This window comes from Paenibacillus motobuensis (genome assembly GCF_039521865.1).
In the GTDB taxonomy this organism is placed as follows: domain Bacteria; phylum Bacillota; class Bacilli; order Paenibacillales; family Paenibacillaceae; genus Fontibacillus; species Fontibacillus motobuensis.
The window spans coordinates 161216-182394 of sequence record NZ_BAAACX010000002.1 but is presented as its reverse complement, the minus strand read 5'-3'; the positions used below and the strand labels follow the sequence as shown (position 1 = coordinate 182394).

Annotated in this window: 14 protein-coding genes, 2 tRNA genes and 1 riboswitch; of the genes, 9 read left to right on the top strand and 7 right to left on the bottom strand. The window is 47.6% G+C overall.

The window, feature by feature from the left end; genetic code table 11:
- Window positions 1-93: 93 nt before the first annotated feature.
- A complete protein-coding gene (locus tag ABD014_RS00830; protein ID WP_343856235.1) occupies window positions 94-1437 on the bottom strand; it encodes an ABC transporter substrate-binding protein in 1344 nt (447 codons plus the stop codon).
- Between the two features lie 492 nt (window positions 1438-1929).
- Between ABD014_RS00830 and ABD014_RS00825 the strand changes: the two genes are divergently transcribed.
- From ABD014_RS00825 to ABD014_RS00815, 3 genes are read left to right on the top strand one after another with little or no spacing between them, the layout of a single operon-like run.
- Window positions 1930-3666 (top strand): ABC transporter ATP-binding protein, encoded by a 1737-nt coding sequence (locus ABD014_RS00825; protein ID WP_343856232.1) that lies wholly within the window; start codon window positions 1930-1932, stop codon window positions 3664-3666.
- On the top strand, window positions 3647-5494 hold the full coding sequence (locus ABD014_RS00820; RefSeq protein WP_343856229.1) for an ABC transporter ATP-binding protein: 1848 nt from the start codon (window positions 3647-3649) through the stop codon (window positions 5492-5494). Before ABD014_RS00825 ends, ABD014_RS00820 begins: the two co-directional genes overlap by 20 nt.
- 8 nt (window positions 5495-5502) lie before the next feature.
- The gene (locus tag ABD014_RS00815; RefSeq protein WP_343856225.1) at window positions 5503-6264 is read left to right on the top strand and encodes an AAA family ATPase; all 762 of its coding nucleotides are present in this window, start codon (window positions 5503-5505) and stop codon (window positions 6262-6264) included.
- A 3-nt stretch (window positions 6265-6267) separates the two neighbouring features.
- Here ABD014_RS00815 and ABD014_RS00810 read toward each other — a convergent pair whose 3' ends face one another.
- Entirely contained in the window at window positions 6268-7176 is a 909-nt protein-coding gene (locus ABD014_RS00810; RefSeq protein ID WP_343856222.1) for a LysR family transcriptional regulator, read from the bottom strand.
- 207 nt (window positions 7177-7383) lie between these two features.
- Between ABD014_RS00810 and ABD014_RS00805 the strand changes: the two genes are divergently transcribed.
- Together ABD014_RS00805 and ABD014_RS00800 are read left to right on the top strand one after the other, a co-directional pair.
- On the top strand, window positions 7384-8424 hold the full coding sequence (locus tag ABD014_RS00805; protein WP_343856220.1) for a YeiH family protein: 1041 nt from the start codon (window positions 7384-7386) through the stop codon (window positions 8422-8424).
- 439 nt (window positions 8425-8863) lie between these two features.
- The gene (locus tag ABD014_RS00800) at window positions 8864-9586 is read left to right on the top strand and encodes a Dph6-related ATP pyrophosphatase (protein ID WP_343856218.1); all 723 of its coding nucleotides are present in this window, start codon (window positions 8864-8866) and stop codon (window positions 9584-9586) included.
- Between the two features lie 17 nt (window positions 9587-9603).
- Here ABD014_RS00800 and ABD014_RS00795 read toward each other — a convergent pair.
- Window positions 9604-9681: transfer RNA gene (locus ABD014_RS00795), tRNA-Arg, on the bottom strand.
- Window positions 9682-9794: 113 nt separating this feature from the next.
- Here ABD014_RS00795 and ABD014_RS00790 point away from each other — a divergent pair.
- A complete protein-coding gene (locus ABD014_RS00790; protein WP_343856216.1) occupies window positions 9795-10670 on the top strand; it encodes an SDR family oxidoreductase in 876 nt (291 codons plus the stop codon).
- An 88-nt stretch (window positions 10671-10758) separates the two neighbouring features.
- On the opposite strand, the gene ABD014_RS00785 is transcribed toward ABD014_RS00790, so the two are convergent.
- From ABD014_RS00785 to ABD014_RS00770, 4 genes are all read right to left on the bottom strand, one after another.
- A complete protein-coding gene (locus ABD014_RS00785) occupies window positions 10759-11790 on the bottom strand; it encodes a ribonucleotide-diphosphate reductase subunit beta (protein ID WP_343856335.1) in 1032 nt (343 codons plus the stop codon).
- Between the two features lie 63 nt (window positions 11791-11853).
- On the bottom strand, window positions 11854-14187 hold the full coding sequence (locus ABD014_RS00780; protein ID WP_343856214.1) for a ribonucleoside-diphosphate reductase subunit alpha: 2334 nt from the start codon (window positions 14185-14187) through the stop codon (window positions 11854-11856).
- Between the two features lie 200 nt (window positions 14188-14387).
- Entirely contained in the window at window positions 14388-14906 is a 519-nt protein-coding gene (nrdG, locus tag ABD014_RS00775) for an anaerobic ribonucleoside-triphosphate reductase activating protein (RefSeq protein ID WP_343856212.1), read from the bottom strand.
- The gene (locus tag ABD014_RS00770) at window positions 14903-16879 is read right to left on the bottom strand and encodes an anaerobic ribonucleoside triphosphate reductase (protein ID WP_343856210.1); all 1977 of its coding nucleotides are present in this window, start codon (window positions 16877-16879) and stop codon (window positions 14903-14905) included. Before ABD014_RS00770 ends, nrdG begins: the two co-directional genes overlap by 4 nt.
- A 186-nt stretch (window positions 16880-17065) precedes the next feature.
- Window positions 17066-17370: riboswitch (cobalamin riboswitch) on the bottom strand.
- A gap of 495 nt (window positions 17371-17865) precedes the next feature.
- Here ABD014_RS00770 and ABD014_RS00765 point away from each other — a divergent pair.
- From ABD014_RS00765 to ABD014_RS00755, 3 genes are all read left to right on the top strand, one after another.
- Window positions 17866-18165 (top strand): MTH1187 family thiamine-binding protein, encoded by a 300-nt coding sequence (locus ABD014_RS00765; RefSeq protein WP_343856333.1) that lies wholly within the window; start codon window positions 17866-17868, stop codon window positions 18163-18165.
- Between the two features lie 79 nt (window positions 18166-18244).
- Window positions 18245-18317 (top strand) — tRNA-Thr (locus tag ABD014_RS00760).
- 316 nt (window positions 18318-18633) lie between these two features.
- Window positions 18634-21105 carry a WD40 repeat domain-containing protein gene (locus tag ABD014_RS00755; protein ID WP_343856208.1) on the top strand — a complete coding sequence of 824 codons (2472 nt, stop codon included), beginning with the start codon at window positions 18634-18636 and terminating at the stop codon, window positions 21103-21105.
- The last annotated feature ends 74 nt before the right edge of the window (window positions 21106-21179 follow it).

Below are 21179 nucleotides of genomic sequence, written 5' to 3'. Positions count from 1 at the left end.
TCTAAAGCGGCGAAATGCCGGTTTAGAGCCTTTTAATTTCTTTTGATTTCTTTTGATTCGGTAATATCAAGCTGCGATTTCTATTGAATCCTATTACTTCCTCTTTTCCAGATCCAACCGCTCCTGCAGCTCCTTCTGCATCGCCTTAAGCGCCTCATCCACCGGTACATCCTCCTTAACAATGGTGACGAGCGCCTGGTTCATGGAATCATAGACTTGGCCTTGAAATTCTGGGGAGACCTTGATTTTATCGAGGATGCCCCAGCCGGAGTCGCCGCTGGCATACGGCTTTAGCATGGTGAAAGGTTCAGCCGGCATACCGCCGATCTCGGTGATCCCTTCATTCCGGATCGGCAGGCTGAGACCATAACCGGATATGAAAGTTTTGGCCATTTCAGGGCTGCACATATGCGATAGTAGTTCCCAAGCGATTCGCTTATTGGGGGAATCCGCGTTGATACCATACATATTATCAAAACTCATAAATGGGGATACTTCTGGGTTGGCAGGATTGATCGGCATCGTGACAAGGCCAACCTTGAAGTTGGAGTCGCCTTGCAGTGTCTTGGCTGAAGTTGCATGGGAGATAGTCATGGCTGATTGCCGCTTCGCGAACAGCGTGTCATTTACGCTTATACTTTCAACAGTTCCGTCTACCATATAAAAACCTTTAGCTTTGATCGTATCGGTCACTATGCTATAAGCTTCCTTCCAGGCATCGGAATCGAACAGCAGCTTCTCCCCACCGTTGTCAATAATACGCAGCTCTTTCGTCTGTGCTACATTCATCAGAATATCCATCGGATTTGAGAAGAGGGTCGATATTCCGAACAGCGGGTTTTGCTCTGTACTAAGCTGTCCGAACCGGGAAGCTAGTAGGAACAGTTCCTCCCATGTCATTTGATTACGAGGCGGTTCTATGCCGTGCTCTCGGAACAGATCCTCGTTATAGTAAATCGCACTGACATTGTAAGTAGGGGATAACGCGTAAATTTGACCATCACCTAATTGTCTGAAGAAATCCATGGTCAGAGCCGGTATGCCTGTAGTATCGAATTGCTCTTGCTTCATCACCGCATCTAACTGCAGCAACTTCCCCTTGTCTACCAGGGGAGCAATCTGCTCTGCATCAAGGAGAATCAGATCGGGATTCTCTTTCTCAATGAAGCTGATCAACTTATCGCCCGGATTGTCCTCCGGTGACCGGTCCCTCAGCAAATCCATGCCGACTACTTCGATGTCGACTTCCGGATACTTCGCGGCAAAAAGATCGCCGAATTTCTGTTGGAAAGTTTGTTCATGATAGGCCATGACCTTGATCTTGCCCTTACCATCCTTTGGCATGGCGGGTAGAATGGATTTCTCGCCGCTGCAGCCAGAGAGAAGCACGATTATAAACAATACTGTGATGCATTTCTGTAAATACCTTGTCTGCACTTGTAACACCTCCGGTTATTCACTGGAATGGCAGGCATGTTTTTTCGGTGATGTACGCTTGTACAATCGGTGTTGTATTTTTAGATATTTTTATGTACGCAATTCCTGCACTAGATAAAAGTTTACTTATTGTTTTCTTTGGTCTCAACAGATATTTCTTATGGTTATCAACGATTTGCGATACTTTGCAATCATCCTCCAACGAATATAGGAGAACGAGCGTTTTGGGAAGCAGAATGGAGTTCATTTCGTCTTCTAGGGATGCCGTTGAATTAGATTGTCTGCTTTGCCACGTTAAAGGGCTTACACTTCACTTTTATGTGTTCTATAATAAAAAAGCATGGTTCATCCGTTTGAAGGACAGTTGGGGAGTTGTCCGATTCTAAACAAGGGCCCGAAAATCAGAAGCAACCGAACTTTTCCCTAGCACAATGATACAAATATCAATGAAAGGCGGGTTGTCCCGGGCCCAGTGGCGGGAGGCTCAGCATAATGGTCTTTTCTTTTATGAAAAAGTATTGGATAGCTGCGACAGCGGCCTTCTGTATGATGCTGCTTGAGCTCTCGGTAGAGCTGGTGCAGCCGCTCATCATCTCCAAGATTATCGATGATGGCATTGCACAGCGGCAGCTATCAGTGGCCTGGACGTGGGGCGCTGTTCTTGTGGGTAGCGCTTTTATGGCTTTTGCAGGTGGGATTGCAAGCTCCTTCTTTGCATCACATGCCAGTCAGGGCTTCGGCTATGACCTCCGGGATAAACTGTATGAGAAGGTAGAAGGATTCTCCTACTCTGTATTCAACCGCTTCGCGACATCTTCGCTGATTACGCGGTTGACCGGCGATATTACACAACTGCAGGATATGCTGTTCATGAGCCTGCGATTTGCCAGCCGGGTGCCGCTCGTCGTATTTGGCAGCATGGTGATGGCGCTCGTTGTTCATGCTCAGTTAGGTCTCTTCCTGACGGTTCTGATCCCGGTTCTAATCGTGTTCGTGTACTGGATGATTAAGCGAATCTCGGTCCAATTCCGAGCGGTACAACAGCGGTTGGATGGATTGAATGGGGTCATTCAAGAGAACCTGCTGGGGATGCGCTTGATTCGTGTATTTGTACGCCGCCATCATGAGATTAACCGATTTGACCAGCGCAGCAAAGAGTTGATGGACGGAACGGTTCGTGCACTCCGATTGGCCGAGACGACAATGCCGTTCGTTCTGTTCGTTATGAATCTGGGGATTCTTGCCGTACTGTGGTTCGGCAGAACAGATATTGCCGCTGGCAGCGCTTCTGTAGGACAGGTAGTGGCCGTAGTCAATTATTCCTTACGGACTATCGGTGCACTCTCTGCGTTGTCATGGATCATGACCTCTTACTCGAGGGCGGCAGCGTCGGCACAACGGGTAAATGAAGTACTGTTGACAGAGGATGATTCAGAGGAGACGCATACGGGTCAGACGAATAAGCCTAATTTGGAAGGAAGGGTTGAATTTAGCGTTGTCAGCTTCCGCTACCCGGATAGCGAGATGAACGCACTGGAGAACATTTCGTTCCAGATAGAACCTGGTCAGCGGGTTGCTATCATGGGGGCGACAGGTTCAGGAAAATCATCGCTCGTACAGTTGATTCCGCGCCTATATGAACCTTCGGACGGGATAATCAAGATTGATGGGATCGATATTGCTGACATCGACAGCTCACGCTTGCGTGGCTCTATTGGCTATGTCCCACAGGAGATCATGCTGTTCTCTGGATCGGTGAGGGAGAACATCGCCTGGGGGCGGGAGGACGCCTCATTGGAGGAGATTGAGGAAGCGGCGAAGCAAGCGCAAATTCACGATACGATCGTGTCCTTGGCTCAGGGGTATGAAACCATGATCGGTCAGCGCGGGGTTAATCTGTCCGGTGGACAGAAGCAGCGATTATCGATTGCCCGGGCTCTTGTACGCAGACCGTCGATCCTTATTCTTGATGATAGCACCAGCGCTTTGGATATGCGGACGGAAGCCGCTTTGATGCAGGCGTTAAACAGCTTCTCCTGCACGACATTTTTAATTACACAAAAGATCAGCTCGACCGTATCTGCTGACTTGATTCTGCTGCTGGATGAAGGCAGGCTGATCGCCAGTGGAACGCATGATCAACTGATCACCGAGTCGTCGCTTTATCGAAGGATTGTGGAATCCCAGCATAGAGAGGGGGAAGAGGTGCATGTTCAGAGAACTCGTTGAGCCTTTTCGGCATCCGTATCCCAAATCGGTAATCCAGCAGCAGGGCGACTCCGGCCGCAAGAAGAGAGCCAAGGCTAAGGATTGGTCCGGTACACTCGGCCGACTCTGGAGCTATCTGGCACAGAGAAAAGCGAAGCTGACCTTGGTGCTGGTGATGGTCGTATTCAGCTCGGCGCTCGCCTTATTGGGGCCTTATCTACTTGGTAGCGCGGTCGATAACTATCTGCAGGGAAGCGGAGGCAAGCCATGGGCCTTGTTCCTGCTGGGTCTCGGTCTCGTGTATGCCGGCTCTTCCTTAACCTCCTGGCTGCAGAACATCTGGATGATCGAGGTAGCGCAGGAGACCGTATATCGAATGAGGTCGGATTTATTCACTAAGCTGCATGCACTACCAATTTCTTTCTACAGCAAAAGACAGCAGGGTGAAATCATGAGCCGCGTGACGAATGATATCGAAAATGTCAGCTCTACTTTGAACAGTTCAGCGATTCAAATCTTCTCTAGCGTTCTGACGTTGACCGGAACAGTAGTGGTTATGCTGTATCTAAGTCCGATCCTGACTTTGCTAACTTTTATTGTCGTTCCTCTGATGTTGTTCGGTATGAGGTGGATCACCCGACGGACGGGACCGCTCTACAAGCAACGTCAGAAGGACCTGGGTAATCTGAACGGATATATTGAGGAGACATTGTCCGGGCAGCGAATGATCAAGGCATTCTCCCAAGAGGAGAGGGTGCTGCGGGAATTCCGGGAGCGCAATGCTGCGATCCGCAGATCCGGCTTCTGGGCTCAGACGATCTCCGGCTTCATTCCGAAGTTGATGAACTTTCTTAATAACTTCAGCTTCGCTCTGGTCGCTGGAGCTGGTGGTGTATTGGCCATTTACGGACAGGTAACGGTTGGGGTTATTATCGTCTTTGTGGAGTATGCCAGACAATTTACACGTCCGCTTAACGATCTGGCCAACCAGTGGAACACGCTGCTGTCGGCAATCGCCGGGGCGGAGCGGGTGTTTGAAGTGATGGACGAAGATGAGGAAGCCGCGGATGAGAGTGGTGTACAGCCGATTGATCAGGTCACCGGCAAGGTCTCCTTCTCGCATGTCTATTTCTCATATGAGAATAATGGAGATACCTTGGAGGATATCAGCTTCACAGCAGAACCCGGGGAGATGATCGCTCTTGTCGGGCCGACTGGGGCCGGGAAGACGACATTGATCCAGCTTCTGTCACGCTTCTACGAGCATGATCGGGGAACGATTGCCATTGATGACCGGGATATTACAGCCATTCGGCGTGACAGCTTACGCTCCTATATGGCGTTCGTCCTGCAGGACTCGTTCCTGTTCCAGGGCACGATCCGCGATAATATCGCATTCGGACGTCTTGATGCCAGCGATGCGGAGATTGAAGAAGCCGCCAGACTGGCCAATGCCCATTCATTTATTATGCGTCTGCCGCATGGATATGATCAGATACTTGGTCTCGGCGGGGACGGAATCAGCCAGGGTCAGAAGCAACTGCTTGCCATCGCCCGGGCGATGCTGGCTAATCCGGCGATTCTCGTGTTGGATGAAGCGACCAGCAGCATTGACACCGTAACGGAGTTGAAGATCCAGGAAGGTCTGCAGCGGTTAATGAAGGGGAGAACAAGCTTTGTGATCGCCCATCGCCTGAATACGATTCGTCAGGCGGATAAGATTCTCGTCCTGAAGGAAGGACGGCTGATTGAGCAGGGGAATCATACGGCTTTGCTGGAACAAGGCGGTTTCTACAGCGAGCTGTACTATGGTCATTTTCAAGAGCAGGATGAAGAGAACGGAGGTTAGCGGGGCAAATGAGCATCTACGATAGAGGGGCCTATTTACGGAGTATGACACTGCTCCGGGAAGAGGTGCCGTCCTTTGGGCGGTACCCTTTTCACTTGCCTGTGGTGGCTGCTATGGATCGGATAGATTTCCATCCAAAGGTGACTTACATCATTGGCGAGAACGGGATGGGAAAATCGACACTGCTGGAGGGGGTGGCGGTTGCGCTTGGCTTCAATGCCGAGGGAGGTACGCTTAATTTCAACTTCTCGACGGCAGAGACGCATTCAGAGCTGTACCGATACTTACGCCCGGTGCGCGGTGCACAGCGGGCCAGGGACGGATTCTTCTTTCGGGCAGAGAGCTATTACAATCTGGCTACGCAGATCGATGCGCTTGATCGTGAGCCAGGCTTCACTCCTCCGATTATCAATTCCTATGGAGGAAAATCGCTGCATATGATGTCGCATGGCGAATCCTTCTTTGCCACATTTATGAACCGGTTTGGCGGCAGGGGACTTTATATTTTGGACGAGCCGGAGGCGGCGCTGTCCCCATACCGACAGATGGCGATGCTGTCGCGGATTCATGAGCTGGTGAAACAGCATTCCCAGTTCATTATTTCCACGCATTCTCCCATTCTGATGGCTTATCCGGACAGCAAGATTTATCAATTAACATCTGAAGGCATGCAGGAAGTTGCGCTTGAAGAGACCGACCATTATGTCATCATGAAGGAGTTCTTGAACAACCGTGAACGGATGCTGGGTGAGTTGTTCAGTCCAGAGTAGGGACTAGCCCAGACCATTTGCTTTCAATCGCTTGGCATCCTCCATAAGCTGCTGTACAAATCGCTCGATAGCCATCGAGGGGGCATGATCCTTCGTCTGGATGACGGAGAAATCCCGTGCGAACTTGATCCCTTTCAAGGGGATGCTTCGCAATGCTTCCGATTCAAGCTCCTTGCGGACGACCCATCGCGACAGAATCGCGATACCTAGTCCAGCAGCGACGGCCTCCTTAACGCCCTGACTACTGTTGAATACATATGTACGCTGAACCTCGAGCTTATGCTCTTGCAGAAAAAGATCGCTGAATGCCCTTGTACCGGACCCGCTCTCACGCAAAATCCAATTCATATGCTGGAGCTTACCGACATCGGCCTGCCGTATGGCGCAAAGCGGATGATCAGGCGCGGCAACAAGCAGCATCTCATCCTTCATATAGGGTGTGATCACCAGATCCTCTCCGGTTACATTCCCCTCGACCAATCCCAGATTAATCTCTTTCTTACGAACCTTCTGAACAATCTCCCAAGTGTTTCCGATCGTCACCTGCAGCTCAACCTGCGGGTATTGGGCGACGAATTCCGCAAGGAGACGTGGAAGAAGATACTCGCCGATCGTGAAGCTGGCACCGACATGGATCGCCCCGGTTACCGTATCCTGCAGTAGTTGAATATCCCGCCTTGCTTCATCGTATAGGTCCAGAATTCTTTTGGCCTTCTCGTATAAAATATATCCAGCCTCAGTCAGCTTCACCTGCTTCGGGGAACGATGCATCAGCTTGGCGCCAAGCTCGTTCTCCAGATTGCGGATATGCAGACTAACGCCGGGTTGGGACAAATTCAAGAGCTCAGCGGCGCGCGAGAAATTTTTCTGTTCAGACACAGTCACGAAAACTTTCAGATTCTCAACTATCATTCGTTAGTCTCTCCTTTGCTAGCTACTCTCATTGTACCCTGCTCCTGAATCGCTCAACAACCTGTTTTCCATTTTAGAGCGGACCAATCATAAGTATTTCTCATGATCAAGATAGCAGATCTTTATTTCCGCTTTGTCGCAGACCGCCGTATAGTTGTAACCGTAACTACACACAGATTTTTTTACAACAGTGGGGAAGTGAGAAAGATGGGGCAGAATTATATTCATTTATGGAGGCAAAATAAAAAATTCGGCTTTGCCGAAGGGATCATCATTACGTTAATACTGGCCATTCTCGCTAAATTTATAGCGTGTTTTCCGTTCTTAAGCATCATGGGTCAGCTCGTAATCGCTATATTGCTAGGTATCGCATGGCGGGCTATATTTGGTGTGCCGTCAGAAGCGGCGCCAGGGATTAACTTCTCAAGCAAGAAGCTGCTGCGCTTCGGCATTATTCTGCTTGGCATGAGGCTTAATCTTCTTGATATTATTCATGCCGGACCGAAGGTACTGGCGATTGCAGTGATTAATATTGTATTTGCTATATTTGTTGTGTATGGGCTGACCAAGTTATTCAAGGTTGATCAACGACTTGGTATTCTGACCGCTTGCGGCACCGCTATTTGCGGAGCGGCTGCTGTAGTGGCTATTGCCCCGCAGATCAAAGCGAGTGATGATGAGACAGCGGTTGGTGCTGCTACGATCGCTATTCTAGGTACTGTGTTCACCTTGGCTTATACGCTATTATATCCTGTGCTAGGTTTGACGGCGGCTGGATACGGTATTTTCTCGGGAGCTACGCTCCATGAAATCGCCCATGTTATCGCTGCGGCAGCGCCAGGCGGCAAAGAAGCGGTTGATCTGGCCGTTATCGTTAAGCTGACACGTGTGGCCTTGCTTGTACCGGTCGCGATTGTTATTGGCATTTGGGCGGGCAGAGCCGAGAGCAGAAACAACCCAAATGCAGCAAAGACTAGCTGGCGCGACATTCCGATTCCTTGGTTCATTCTCGGCTTCCTGCTGATGAGCGGCGTCAATACGCTGGGCATCATACCTGCGGTAGTGACGGACCAGTTGATCGTCGCAGCTTACTTGCTGATTGCGATGGCGATGGCGGCACTAGGCTTGAACGTCGATATCGCCACCTTCCGTAGAATGGGGCTCAAATCTTTTGCCGCCGGATTTATCGGCTCAGTTCTTCTGTCGGGCCTCGGTTTCGGTCTGGTGCATTGGTTCGGATTGGCGTAAGTAGGATGGACTCAGTTGAGTCCAGTAAACCCAATTGAAATTCAGTTGGCGTCCCTTTGGAAACTCTAACGAAACTACAGAACGTTATTTCCACGAAAACAGCGGCAAATAAAATCCAACGAAACTACGGATCGTTACTGAAGAGAAAGATAGGAAGTAAGCGGCAATTTTAGCTCAATAGCGATATCCAGTTTCGTTAGAGACCGCTTAAAAAACATATGTTTCCTGATAGCCTGCAAATGTGCAGGCTTTTTGCTGTATTTATGGAAATCAAATCAATGAGGAGCAACACTGAGTTTGAGGAAACTCCCAGCAGCTTGGCCATTTTCGATATGAAAACCTGTATAATATAAAGATGAGAGTTTTATATTATCGGTGCACGCTTGGAGAGACTAGCGGCTTGAGAGATGGAGATGCCGGTTAGGAGAGGAGATAGCAGATGAGTGAGGCAATCAACTGGAAGCGTGGAGCTGTAGGACGTAAATTTGTAGCATCCTATAGCGGCGGCAAGGACAGCACCTTGGCTTTATATAAAGCAATGCAGACAGGACAAGCGATCGGACTTATTATGATGCTAGAGGAAGAAGGGAAACGCTCCAGGTCCCATGGCATGCCTCCAGAAGTGATCCAAGCTCAAGCTGAATCTATAGGATTGCCGGTATTTACTGCAGCTACAAGCTGGGAAGACTACGAGCATAATTTCATGCAGCTATTGGCGGAAGCCAAGCTTCAAGGAGCCGAGGTGTTGGTAACCGGAGATCTGGATGTGCCTGTTCAAGATTGCTGGCATGATCGGGTGACGAGAAATGCCGGATTGGGGCTCGGCATGCCGTTATGGGAGAAGGATCACCGTGAGGCCGTGGAAGAATTCATCAATCTGGGCTTTGTTACGATGCTGGTTACTGTGAACTTGGAGCTAGGCATGAGCCAAGATGACCTGGGGCGTATTCTGACACTGGAGTATGTGGACGAATTGGTGGCCAGGGGCATTGACCCCTGCGGCGAAGGCGGCGAGTTTCACACCACAGTTATAGACGGTCCGCTCTTCAAGCATCCACTCCCCATTCGGAGATGCGAGATCTTGAGGGACGGCAAGTATGCCTTTTTGCCATTGGAGCTTGAACAAGAGCCTCAAGATAACAACAAAAAAACCTTGCGATAACAAGGTTTCAATGATAGTGGCGCGCCACGGCGGGATTCGAACCCGCGACGCACAGTTTAGGAAACTGTCGCTCTATCCTGCTGAGCTACGGGCGCCTATGAATTTGTACATTTACGATGTCATGAAAAATCGACATAAAGATATTATAAAATAATAATCGTAAAAAGGGAATCCGAAAATACAATTAAGCTGCAAAGGAGACGGTGTTATGAGTAAAATCGCAATTACCGGTGCTGCAGGACAGCTCGGAGAAATGACGATCCGCCATTTGTTGGAGCTTAACGTGTCTGCTGGAGATATGATTGCCGTGGTTCGCAACCCGGAGAAAGCCAAACCGCTGGCTGATCTGGGCTTACAGGTTCGCTATGGAGATTATGAAGATGAAGCCTCCTTGCTTGCGGCCTTTGAAAATGTGGATAAGCTGCTCTTTATCTCCAGCCCATCCCTGGATAACACGCACCGCATTGCCCAGCATGCTCGGATCGTTGAAGCGGCGAGAGATGCAAAGGTTGGCCATATCGCTTATACCAGCCTTGCATTTCCAGAGAAGTCTGCGCTGGGACTGGAGAATCTTCATCTTGCGACAGAATATGCGATTCGAACGACAGGGATTCCTTATACTTTTCTGCGCAACGGATTTTATATGGATATTCTCGTAAATCCTGGCCTGCATGGAGTGATCGAATCGGGCGAGTTCGTATCTGCTTCAGCAGGAGCCAAAGTGAACTATGTGACCCGTAATGATCTAGCCTTGGCCGCGGCCATCGTATTGACCGGTGCAGGACATGAATGCCAAACCTATGAACTCGCGCATCCGCATCCTTTTACGTATGATGAGTTCGTGCAAATTTTGTCCGAGGTATCTGGCACACCAGTCAAGCATGCGGATCTAAGCTCTGAACAGGCCTATGAACGCCTGGTGGCAACCGGGACGCCGGGAGCAGCAGCGGCTTTTATGACCCAGGCTATTTATCCGGCTATTGCCGCGGGGCAATTCAGTTTCGCATCCGAGGATTTGGTCAAGCTGATCGGGAATCGGTTCACATCGGTGAAGGCTGGATTGGAGCAGTTTTTGGGGAAATAGGGACTTGGAGAAATATAACTGTAAATAGCAAAGGCACTGAAGTAATCGGGATTCCCGGTACCTCGGTGCCTTTTTTATTGTTCAAATCTTACAGATCATCAAATCCGTTGTCGTCGCCGACTTTGCCGTAGTTGCGGGATTTGGCTTCGAAGAAGTCCGTCTTTGTTGCATTGAGCGCTTCGTCGGAGAACGGCTTGATCCAAGGCATGCAGTTGACGTCAACGCCGTCGTACGCTTTGTCCAGTCCCATCAACTTTAGGCGTTTGTTGGCGATGTATTTGATGTAATCGGACAATTCGTTCAGATCGATGCCTTGAACCTGCTTGAGCGTATAATGCGCCCAGTTTGTCTCCAGCTCAACCGCACGGTTGATCGTACGATAGACGTAGTCCATATTTTCCGGCGTATTCAGTTCTGGATAATCGATGAGCAACTGCTTGAACACTTCGGCAAAGAAGTAGCAGTGCTGATTCTCATCACGTTGGATATAGGAGATCATCTGACTGGTCCCCATCATCTTTTGATCGCGAGCCAGGTTATAGAAGAAGGCAAAGGTACTGTAGAAGAAAATGCCTTCCAGAATCAAGTCGGCTACCAGCGCCTCAAAGAATGTCTGAGGTGTCTGTTCGTTACGGAAGTTCTGGTAGATCTCGGAGATGAACGTATTGCGGTCCAGCAGTACCGGATCATGTTTCCAATATTCAAAGATCTCCTTCTGCTCCTGATCGGATACGAGAGAGGACAATACATAGGAATAGGATTGGTTATGCACAACCTCCTGCTGGGCGATGACCGCAGCGATCGCTTCCAGAGAGGAATCGGTTAAATAGCGCTTCACATCGCCAACGAACATCGTCTGCATTGAATCAAGCACGGCTAAGAGGCCGATGTTGATCTTGAAGGTGCGCTGTTCCTCAGGCTCAAGCAGCGGGAACTGCTGGGCATCCTTGCTCATCGGGATTTCATCGGCAATCCAGTAGTTGAGCAGCAGCACTTTGTACAGCTTATACATGTGCGGCATACGGATATCGTCCCAGTTCACAATGCCGGAGCATTCGCCATTAATGATACGGGTTGATTTATTGGGAGCCTTAGTGTTAAAGATCTCCTGTAATTGCAGTGTCATTTGAGTCCATCTCCTAATATTAATTATCTTACTAATCGATCAGTGTTAAAAATAGGATTATGATGCGCAGGATTCGCACTCTTCAATCGTTAATGCACGGCTGCGGACATAATAAGTTGTCTTGATGCCAGCCTTCCAGGCATGCAGATGCAGATCCAGGAATTCGGTTGCTTTGATGTCTGGGCGTACATACAGGTTGAAGCTTTGCGCCTGGTCGATATGGCGTTGACGGGCGCTGGCCATATTGATGGACCAGTGCTGATCGATCATGAACGCTGTCTTGTAGTACCAGATCGTCTTCTCGGACAGGTCCGGAGCAGGGTTCGCGACTTTATAAGTTGTCTTCTCTTCATAGGAGAGAAGTTCATAGAGCGGATCGATGCTGGCGGTAGAGCCGGCGATGATCGAGGTCGATCCGTTCGGCGCAATGGCGAACATCCAGGCGTTGCGTACGCCGTTCTCATGGACTTGTCCCATCAGCTCTTTCCATTGCTCTGTTGTTACGAATTTGCCTTCACGCGAACCGTCGACATAGCCACGGGAAGTGAAGTAATGTCCGGTATCCCAGTCCGAGCCTGTGAACTTCGGATAGCGGCCTTTTTCAATAGCGAGTTCCATACTTGATCTGATCAGCAGGTAGTTGATCTTCTCGTATAGAGCGTCGTTATACTGTACAGCCTCCTCGGATTCCCAGCGAATGCCCTCAAGTGCGAGCAGATGATGCAGCCCGAAGGTACCAAGCCCGATAGCGCGGTATTGGCTATTGGTATATTGTGCTTGAAGCACCTCAATATTGTTAATGTCAATGACGTTGTCCAGCATCCGTGTCTGAATCGGTACGAGACGATCCAGGACTCCGGCAGGTACAGCACGTGCCAGGTGGATCGAGTTCAGGTTGCAGACGACGAAATCGCCAGGGATTTTGGAGATGACGATCCGGGTCTGTCCATCTTTGGTCACGAGCTCCTCCTGCTCAACCACGGTTGGCGATTGGTTCTGCATAATTTCCGTACATAGGTTGGAGGAATAGACCATACCGTGGTTACGGTTCGGATTCGCACGGTTGACGGTATCGCGATAGAACATGTAAGGCGTTCCTGTCTCAAGCTGCGACTTCATAACCCGCTTCATAATGTCGATGGCCGGCATTGTGATCCGGGACAGGGTAGGGTGATCCACTGCTTCCTGATATTTCTCGCGGAATTGACCCCTGCCAACTTCCTCATCATAGAAATCTTCCAAGCCAAGCGGACGGCCGTTTGCGTCCTTCCAACCCATCGTCTTCTTCACTTCATGTGGGCAGAACAGGTTCCACTCACCACGTGTTTCGACGGCCTCCATGAACAAGTCAGGCAGACATATGCCATGGAAAATATCATGCGCACGCATCCGCTCATCCCCGTTGTTGAGCTTCAGGTCGAGGAAGGAGAGGATATCTTTATGGAATACGTCAAGGTAGACGGCAATTGCTCCTTTGCGTGTACCAAGCTGATCTACGCTGACCGCGGTGTTGTTAAGCTGACGAATCCAAGGGATGACGCCAGAGCTTGTATTCTTATGTCCACGGATATCTGATCCACGGGCCCGGACTTTGCCGAGGTAGACGCCGATTCCACCACCCATTTTGCTGAGGCGAGCTACATCGGTATTGGAGTCGAAGATCCCTTCGAGGGAATCGTCAACCGTATCGATGAAGCAGCTGGAGAGCTGTCCGGCTACCTTCTTGCCGGCATTGGACATCGTTGGCGTTGCCGCGGTCATATAAATATTGCTCATCGCCCAGTAGGCTTCTTTTACGAGTTCCATCCGTCTCTCTGCCGGTTCTTTATGCATTAAGTACATGGCAATTACCATGTAGCGCTCTTGTGGCAGCTCCATGGTCCGGCCTTCAAAGTCATTTGCCAGATAACGCTCAGATAGCGTAAGCAGCCCGATATAGTCGAACAGTAGGTCGCAGGATGGGTCAATCGCCTCTCCAAGCTCATCAATTTGTTCCTTCGTATAATACTCTAGCAATTCCTCACGATAGATACCGCTCTTGCATAGGTCGGAGATCAGATGATAGAACGAGCCGTAAGGCTGATCCGGATAAGATTTATAGCGGCGGTTCACGGCGGCCTTCTTATACAAGGATGTCAGCAGGGCGCGGGCAGCGGCGAATTTCCACTCCGGCTCTTCCTTGGTCACGAGCTCAAGCGCAGACATCGTGAACGCACTGCTAATCTCTTCTCCGGTAACGACATCGCGTCTTAATTTGGATTGCACACCGCGAAGCAGGCGCTCCTTATCGATTTTGTTCAAATCCTCCAGAATACGGTCGGCGTAGATGCCCAGGCGCTCGCTGTCGAACGCCAACTGGCGGTTATTAGGTTTGGTTACGAATGATGGCATGGAATATCCTCGCTTTCGTGATATAAGATCAAGCAGCAGCCGGAGCTGTGCGAAGCTACAAAACTTGTTATTTAAAATTGTAAATAAGTAGCGAAAAAAAGGGGCGCAGATGAAGTGTGTCGCGCCGGTAAGTATATATTTCGCCAATAATCACTGTGAGGAACATCACAGATTATCAATTATACAAGAAACGAGGTAGGCTAGAAAGAGTACAAGGGTTCCCAATCTATAACTTTTTGGGCTGCCAAGCTCTCTGGAATCCTTATAATTCGCTGGTTAGAGCTGCCTCGATAGAGTAGGGAGGGGTCTCTTAAATTTTTTATAAATCTCCCATCGACAAGAACATCGCAGCGTTTCAGCAGGCCAAATTTCGGTGTTCCCGGTATGGCCAACAGTTCTTCAAATGTATATCCAGTATAGATCCAGATCGGAACCGGGCCAGCTTCCTGGCGGAGTCGATCAATGAAATCGTTGACCTCTTCAGCAGAGAAAAATGGATCGCCGCCAAGAATAGAGACCCCGCTTAATAGGGGGTTATTCTTAATATCCGAGATAATCTCTGCCTGCCGTTCTTTTGTAAATAGCTCTCCATATTTGAAGTTCCACGTTGCCGGGCTGAAGCAGCCCGGACAACGATGGCGGCATCCGCTGATGAAGATGGAGGCGCGCAGGCCTTCGCCTTCATTTATAGATTCCGGGTAGTAACCGCAAATGTTCATATCCCGTGCTTCACTCGATCGCGGACCTCTGCCTGCTTAGCGGCGTTGAAGCGTGTCTGATAGTCTCCGGTTAAGTAGCCTGTAACCCGGCGCAGGCGACGGATATGCACATCATTCTCATGCTGGCCGCAGGAAGGGCAGGTAGCTCCGATAATCCCTTCATAGCCGCAGGACGTACAGCGGTCGATCGGATGGTTAATGCTGAAATAGCTGACTTGCTTGGACAGCGCAAATTTTACAATGTTGATGAATGCAGCCGGATTGTTGCGGGCATTTCCATCTAGCTCGATATAAGATATTGCGCCTGCGTTGCAAAGATCATGGAACGGTGCTTCTAACTCAATCTTCTTCGCTGCACTTATGGTATAGTACACCGGAATATGGAATGAATTGGTATAGTATTCGCGGTCTACGATTTCAGACACTTTGCCGTATACAGCACGGTCACGCTTGGTGAATTTGCCGGACAGCCCTTCGGCAGGCGTTGCGAACAGAGTAATATTCAGATTGTGGCGCTCACTCTGCTCGTCGCAATATTTACGCATATAAGAGATCAGGTCATAAGCCTTGCGATATACTTCCCCATCTTCTCCATGGTGTTTGCCGTACAGTGCTTTCATGCATTCCGCCAACCCGATGAATCCGATAGACAGGCTGCCATGCTTGAGCAGGTCTCCAACCTGATCGTCAGGGGCAAGCTGTTCGCCGCCTTCCCAGACGCCTTCACGCATCATGAAGTCGGAAGCTTTAGCCTTCTGACGGGACTGAATCTCGAAGCGGTGCAGTAAGCCGTCAGTTGCAATGTCCATATAATGTTTCAGTTCGCGGTAGAAGCCACGCTCATCGGCTTCTTTGCGCCGTCCTAGCGCGATACCGTGCTCTAGTCCGAGCTTGACGAGGTTAATCGTATTAAAGGACAGATTGCCTTTACCGGACAGATGATTGCGTCCAAAGCGATCGCTTAATACGCGAGTACGACATCCCATGGTTGCGAATTCCGTATCCGGATTAGCCGGATCATAGTATTGCAGGTTCAAAGGCGCATCCAGGTTAGCGAAGTTTGGATACAACCGTTTGACTGAGCACTCTGCAGCCATCAGGAATAGATGGTAGTTCGGATCATTCTTCTCCTGGTTGACGCCTTGCTTGCATTTGAAGATTTGAATCGGGAAGACGGGTGTCTCACCGCTGCCCAGACCGCGCATCGTTGCCTTTAGCAGGGATTGGATGACCAATTGTCCCTCTGGAGATGTGCAAGTGCCATAGTTGATGCTGGTGAACGGGATTTGCCCGCCGGCCCGGCTCGACATCGTATTCAAGTTATGAATCAGGCTCTCAGCAGCCTGTAAAGTTTCTGATTCGGTCTCCTTGGAGGCATATTTAAAAGTTCTTGGATATTGCTCCTGAAGGTCGCTACGTCCCATGGAGATCTCACCCAAGTCCGCCGCATCGTCTCCTTCTTCGAAGTAGCCAAGCCCTTTACGGAAGTACTTCACGAACGATTTGCTTACATAAGGGGCCAGATCGTAATCCAGCTTATTGGCGGAGACGCCGCCGTACTGGGCATTTTGCTGGGATTGAAAAATGATCGCCACCAGCGCCATGGCCGTCATGATCGAATTAGGAGGACGGACGCTGCCATTGCCGGTGTTGAAGCCACCGGCGAGCAGTTTATCAAATGGAATGAAGATGCAGTTCGTCGTACCGATGGCATATTGATCCAGGTCATGTACATAGACGATATTATCTTGAATAGCTTGTACCAGATGGTTAGGCATCACAAAGTGATTCGCATACCATTTGGCATACTCACTGCCGAATTTGCTCATTTTGCCGGAGAAGCTCTCGCCGTTCAGGTTTGCATTCTCGCGCAGTACATCAAGGTTGGAGCTGGCAACGATTTCTTCCCCTAAATGAATCACCTCATCCAGCATTTGCTCCTGATCCGTATAAAATCGATTTAATAAAGCCATAACTAAGTGCTCCCCTCTAATTACTAGACATTCTAGACATATAAAAAGCATTTCCAACCTGCCAAAAGGTCGAAAATGCCCGATTGCGCTCAATCAAACACAGTACTCCTGTGTTCGGATAGTGTGTACTGAAATAGTATGTAAAAGCTGCAAGCGGACACCTGCCTGATTCCTCGCAGGTCATTAGCGGTGTCATTGAAACAGGCAGGTCTCCTGGCTTCCGGGTCATTCAGCGGCGCCTTCCCACAGGATCGCTTACCCTGCAGTGGCATGATGCCGACGAATCGCTATAGAGATTGTTCAAAAAGTCCGCTTTTGATCTTGAAGTCAATCCTGAAAACCGACCTTTTTTGAACACTCACTTATAGAGGTTGTTAAGCCTCTCAAGCTTCCGGTCACAGTGGCGGGACCGCAGCGGATTTACACCGCGCTTCCCTTTTAAGATCCGGTAGTATAAAATGCTCCGAACCACCTGTTCATACTATATTTGGTTGTCTGGAATTGATCATAGCCCAATATATTGTGTTTGTAAACAGGTCATAAGGGGGATTGACGAGTGAAAATTAACTGAAAAACAGTAGAAAGCAGACGTAATGCGGCGAGTCGGGGCCGAAAAAAAATGTGAACTTTTATGGACCACACAGATGCTTAAATCGGTTAGCGATCGGAGAGTAAGGGGAGATTCGGCTGACGACTAGTAAACCATCTCTAACGAAACGTGATATCGTTATTTGGATGAAAAAGAGCTTCCGAGAATTCTAACGAAGGGTATCGCTATTCAACTAAAATAAAGCACTTCAGCCTAGTTTCAGAGCAAATAACGATATGCAGTTTCGTTAGATTCAATTTGCTCTTGATTTCATAGTAATAACGTTCTGTAGTTTCGTTAGAATTAACTGAGGAACTCAAGTGATTCAGAGTTTGAACTTCACCTGGTGTTGTGGTTACAATAGAAGTAACAATCGAAGGGATAGGGAGGAATTATGATGGCAATAGCTGAAGTAACGGTTATTCCGGTAGGAACAGGAAGCACCAGTCTCAGTTCATATGTAGCCGAGCTGCAGCGCGTCTTGGAGAAGCAAACTGGCATTCAATATACACTGACCTCCATGAGCACGATTATTGAGGGGCGGCTTGAAGATATCTTTGCTGCGATCCGGGCCATTCATGAAGCTCCATTCCAATCTGGAGCGATGCGTGTATCGACCTCGATCAAAATCGATGACCGCCGTGATAAAGAGAGCTCCTCAGAGCAGAAGCTGCGCTCCGTTCGCGAGAAGCTTTGACCAATTACCAGACTTTGGCGGTTGCATTTTCGCGAAAAAGCGGTATAATATTTTTTGTTTCTGATTTAAAAGAAATTATGCTGATGTAGCTCAGTAGGTAGAGCAACGCACTCGTAATGCGTAGGTCGGTGGTTCGAATCCTCTCATCAGCATCCTTATTTATTCAAGCGTGGCGCGGCTCCCGAAGTTATCCGGGGCCGTGCCTTTTTGTGTAAAAGGCGAACCTTCTAACATTTTTCTAACCTTGTCCCCTTTAAAGCTTCGCTTCATTATATTTTTTACCTTCATTTTCTTGTTTGTTTACTCCCTACAATGGAACTTCCGAGTTCTTTTAGAACCGTTTCTAAGAAGGACACAGTATTATCAAATAGTGCGATCGATCGTTCACATTAAATTTCATGATGTAAACTGTATATTTTCAAAACAAACACAAACACTGTAATAATACAAAAAGTGGAGGTATCGAGCGTGTTCAATTCTATACATGAAGTAAGTGTAATTGAAACTGAGACGGGGCGGATTGCATCAAATTTTAAGTTTGAAGCTGACAATTTTACCTTTTTAAAAGATATAGCAGTGAACAATGATGGTGTAATTGTCGGATGCTACGATAATTATGTTCAAGTTTATAATCTAAATGGAGGTATAATTAGTAAGATTAATGTTAAGGCCGAGGCGATAGCATTTCATCCAGAAAACCAGAATATAGTCGCAATTGGAACTATAGATGGTGTGCAATTATGGGATATCACTTCAGGCTCAACAACCAGCACCAACTGGGACGTATATAAAGGTGATAAAAGAAATAAGGAGCTGCAAAAGATAGAATTCAGTTTAGGAAAAGACCCAAAGATTCTCTTATTTTATGTAGAATCCGGAAGTCTTTCTGACGACGGTGACATGTTAATTTTAAATCCTCTTACTGGAGTTACAGGTCCAATCTACCATGAAATACGGTACCCCTCATTATCAGAAGATGGTTCAAAAATTATTTATAATAAAAATGAATATATAAAGATTGCAAATGTAGAAGACGGAAGGGCTTTATTGGAACAAAAATGCGATTCCAAAGTTGCTGACTTGGCGTTCAGTCCATCAGGACTTGAATTTATCTCAGCATTTACTAAATATCAAAGCGTTGGTTGTATTCCGATTAGTGAGATGCAATGTAGTATAATGAGTTACTCAATTACCGATGGATCTCAGATCGGAAAAACATTTGAAGGCTGCATAGCTAGTCAATATGGGGTTAAAATCTTTACTCCAAACAATGATACTGTTTTAACAGTAAGTCGCGATGACAAAGAGGTTTTAATCTGGGGCAAAAAAGACGTTCGAGTTCTTAAGCACGTAAATCTGCAGCGTAATACGGGATCTTTAAAACAACATAGAATATCCACAGATAAGCGGTTGCTTGTCATTTTATCTCAAGATTTAATACCCGACTCCTTACTCCATCCTGAGAATGTTGAGAATCTTGGGGACTTAGGTAGATCCGAAGCAGTAAATAATTTCGTTTCGACTAATTTAACTGATGTAACAAACGATTTAATTAAGTCACTTTCTTGGCCTGCATTAGCAATTGCCGGTTTTAGCGAATATACACTTCTGGATGGTTTGGCTCTGTCATTACATAATCGAATAGGTACACGTTACTTAATTTCTGGATTCCCCGATTTATCTTTCGGTATAACACCTTCTCATTTGGAAGAAACTAGGGTCTTTGCTGACGCATCGATTAAAAAAATTGGCATTAAGCTACCCCTATTTCTAGATTTATATACAGAAAAAGACAATTGCCCTCTTAGGTTAAGCAGAACCAGAATAAATCTAAAGATTTTTGCTCAACCCTCAGTCAAAACATTTGATGCGGATGTTGCTCAAAGTTTACAGCTCGAATTTGAAAATGCAGAACCGGAGGGGAAGAGCAGTACGCATATCATTTACCCTGCGATAGCTATCCCAATTTTAGGCTCAGAGGAGAAATTAATTGATTTCATTGAGAGTGCTATTAATGAATTAATTAATGGCTCAGGCCCTATCTTTGCTTATTATTTAGACTCACTAATAATGGATTCGCCCATGCCACAATCATGGAATCAAGTAAATGAATATGAATTTATTTTTCGAGGATTTTCTTACAAACCCGTTGAGGTCATCACAACTGACGACAAATTAGAAGTTGGTTACCTTTTTTTGGTTTTCTCCGTGGTGTCTCACAATTTACCTCCGAAATGTGTATGTAGAGATGACGTTATCTCTTTGTTGTCCCTAAACAATAGCTCCCAATCGGATAAAAGACGCTACTTCTCGTTAGCTTTCAGCGAGGATTCGCTAAATGTACTTGCCGGTCCACATCGAAATTCTGGGGATAGCAAAAGCCGTACCAAAGGTGGGGGCATGTATTATACCGTTAAAGCATATTACACAACACAGCTTAACCGATTAGAACTAAATAATGATCAACTCGAGGCTGAGGTTACTGTAAAAGGGGGGGGAGGTATAACATTGGGAATAAGGTTGAAAAGATGGGGTGTCGAATTTTTGAGCATTAAAGATAGTGCTTCACTGCATCTATCGTTCAAGAATGTAATGACCACATGGAAAGTATCTGTGTTATCTAACTTCCCGGAAAAGGATATCACGAGTATTGTTTTGGAGCCTAAAGTTATTATTGACAGAAAGGATATTAAGGTGGAGCTTGATACCTCACTAAACAACCGTTTAGATGGTTTACTTTCAAGTGCTCTAGATTGGCTTGTAACTGAAATTGCAACAACCATCGCTCCAGTCATTCAAGCTGTAGCACACATCGAGCTCGTTTACGATATTTACAATAATAAAGAACATGATTATCATATTTCTAATGCAAGTTCAAAAGTTTATAATGATTCATCACTAATAATTACTGCCGAAATTGATGCTTGCTTACCCCAATAATATGCATACACTTATTTTGCTTCAAATAGCCTTCAAACAAAGGTACTATAAGTGAAATCGCGATTTAAAACACG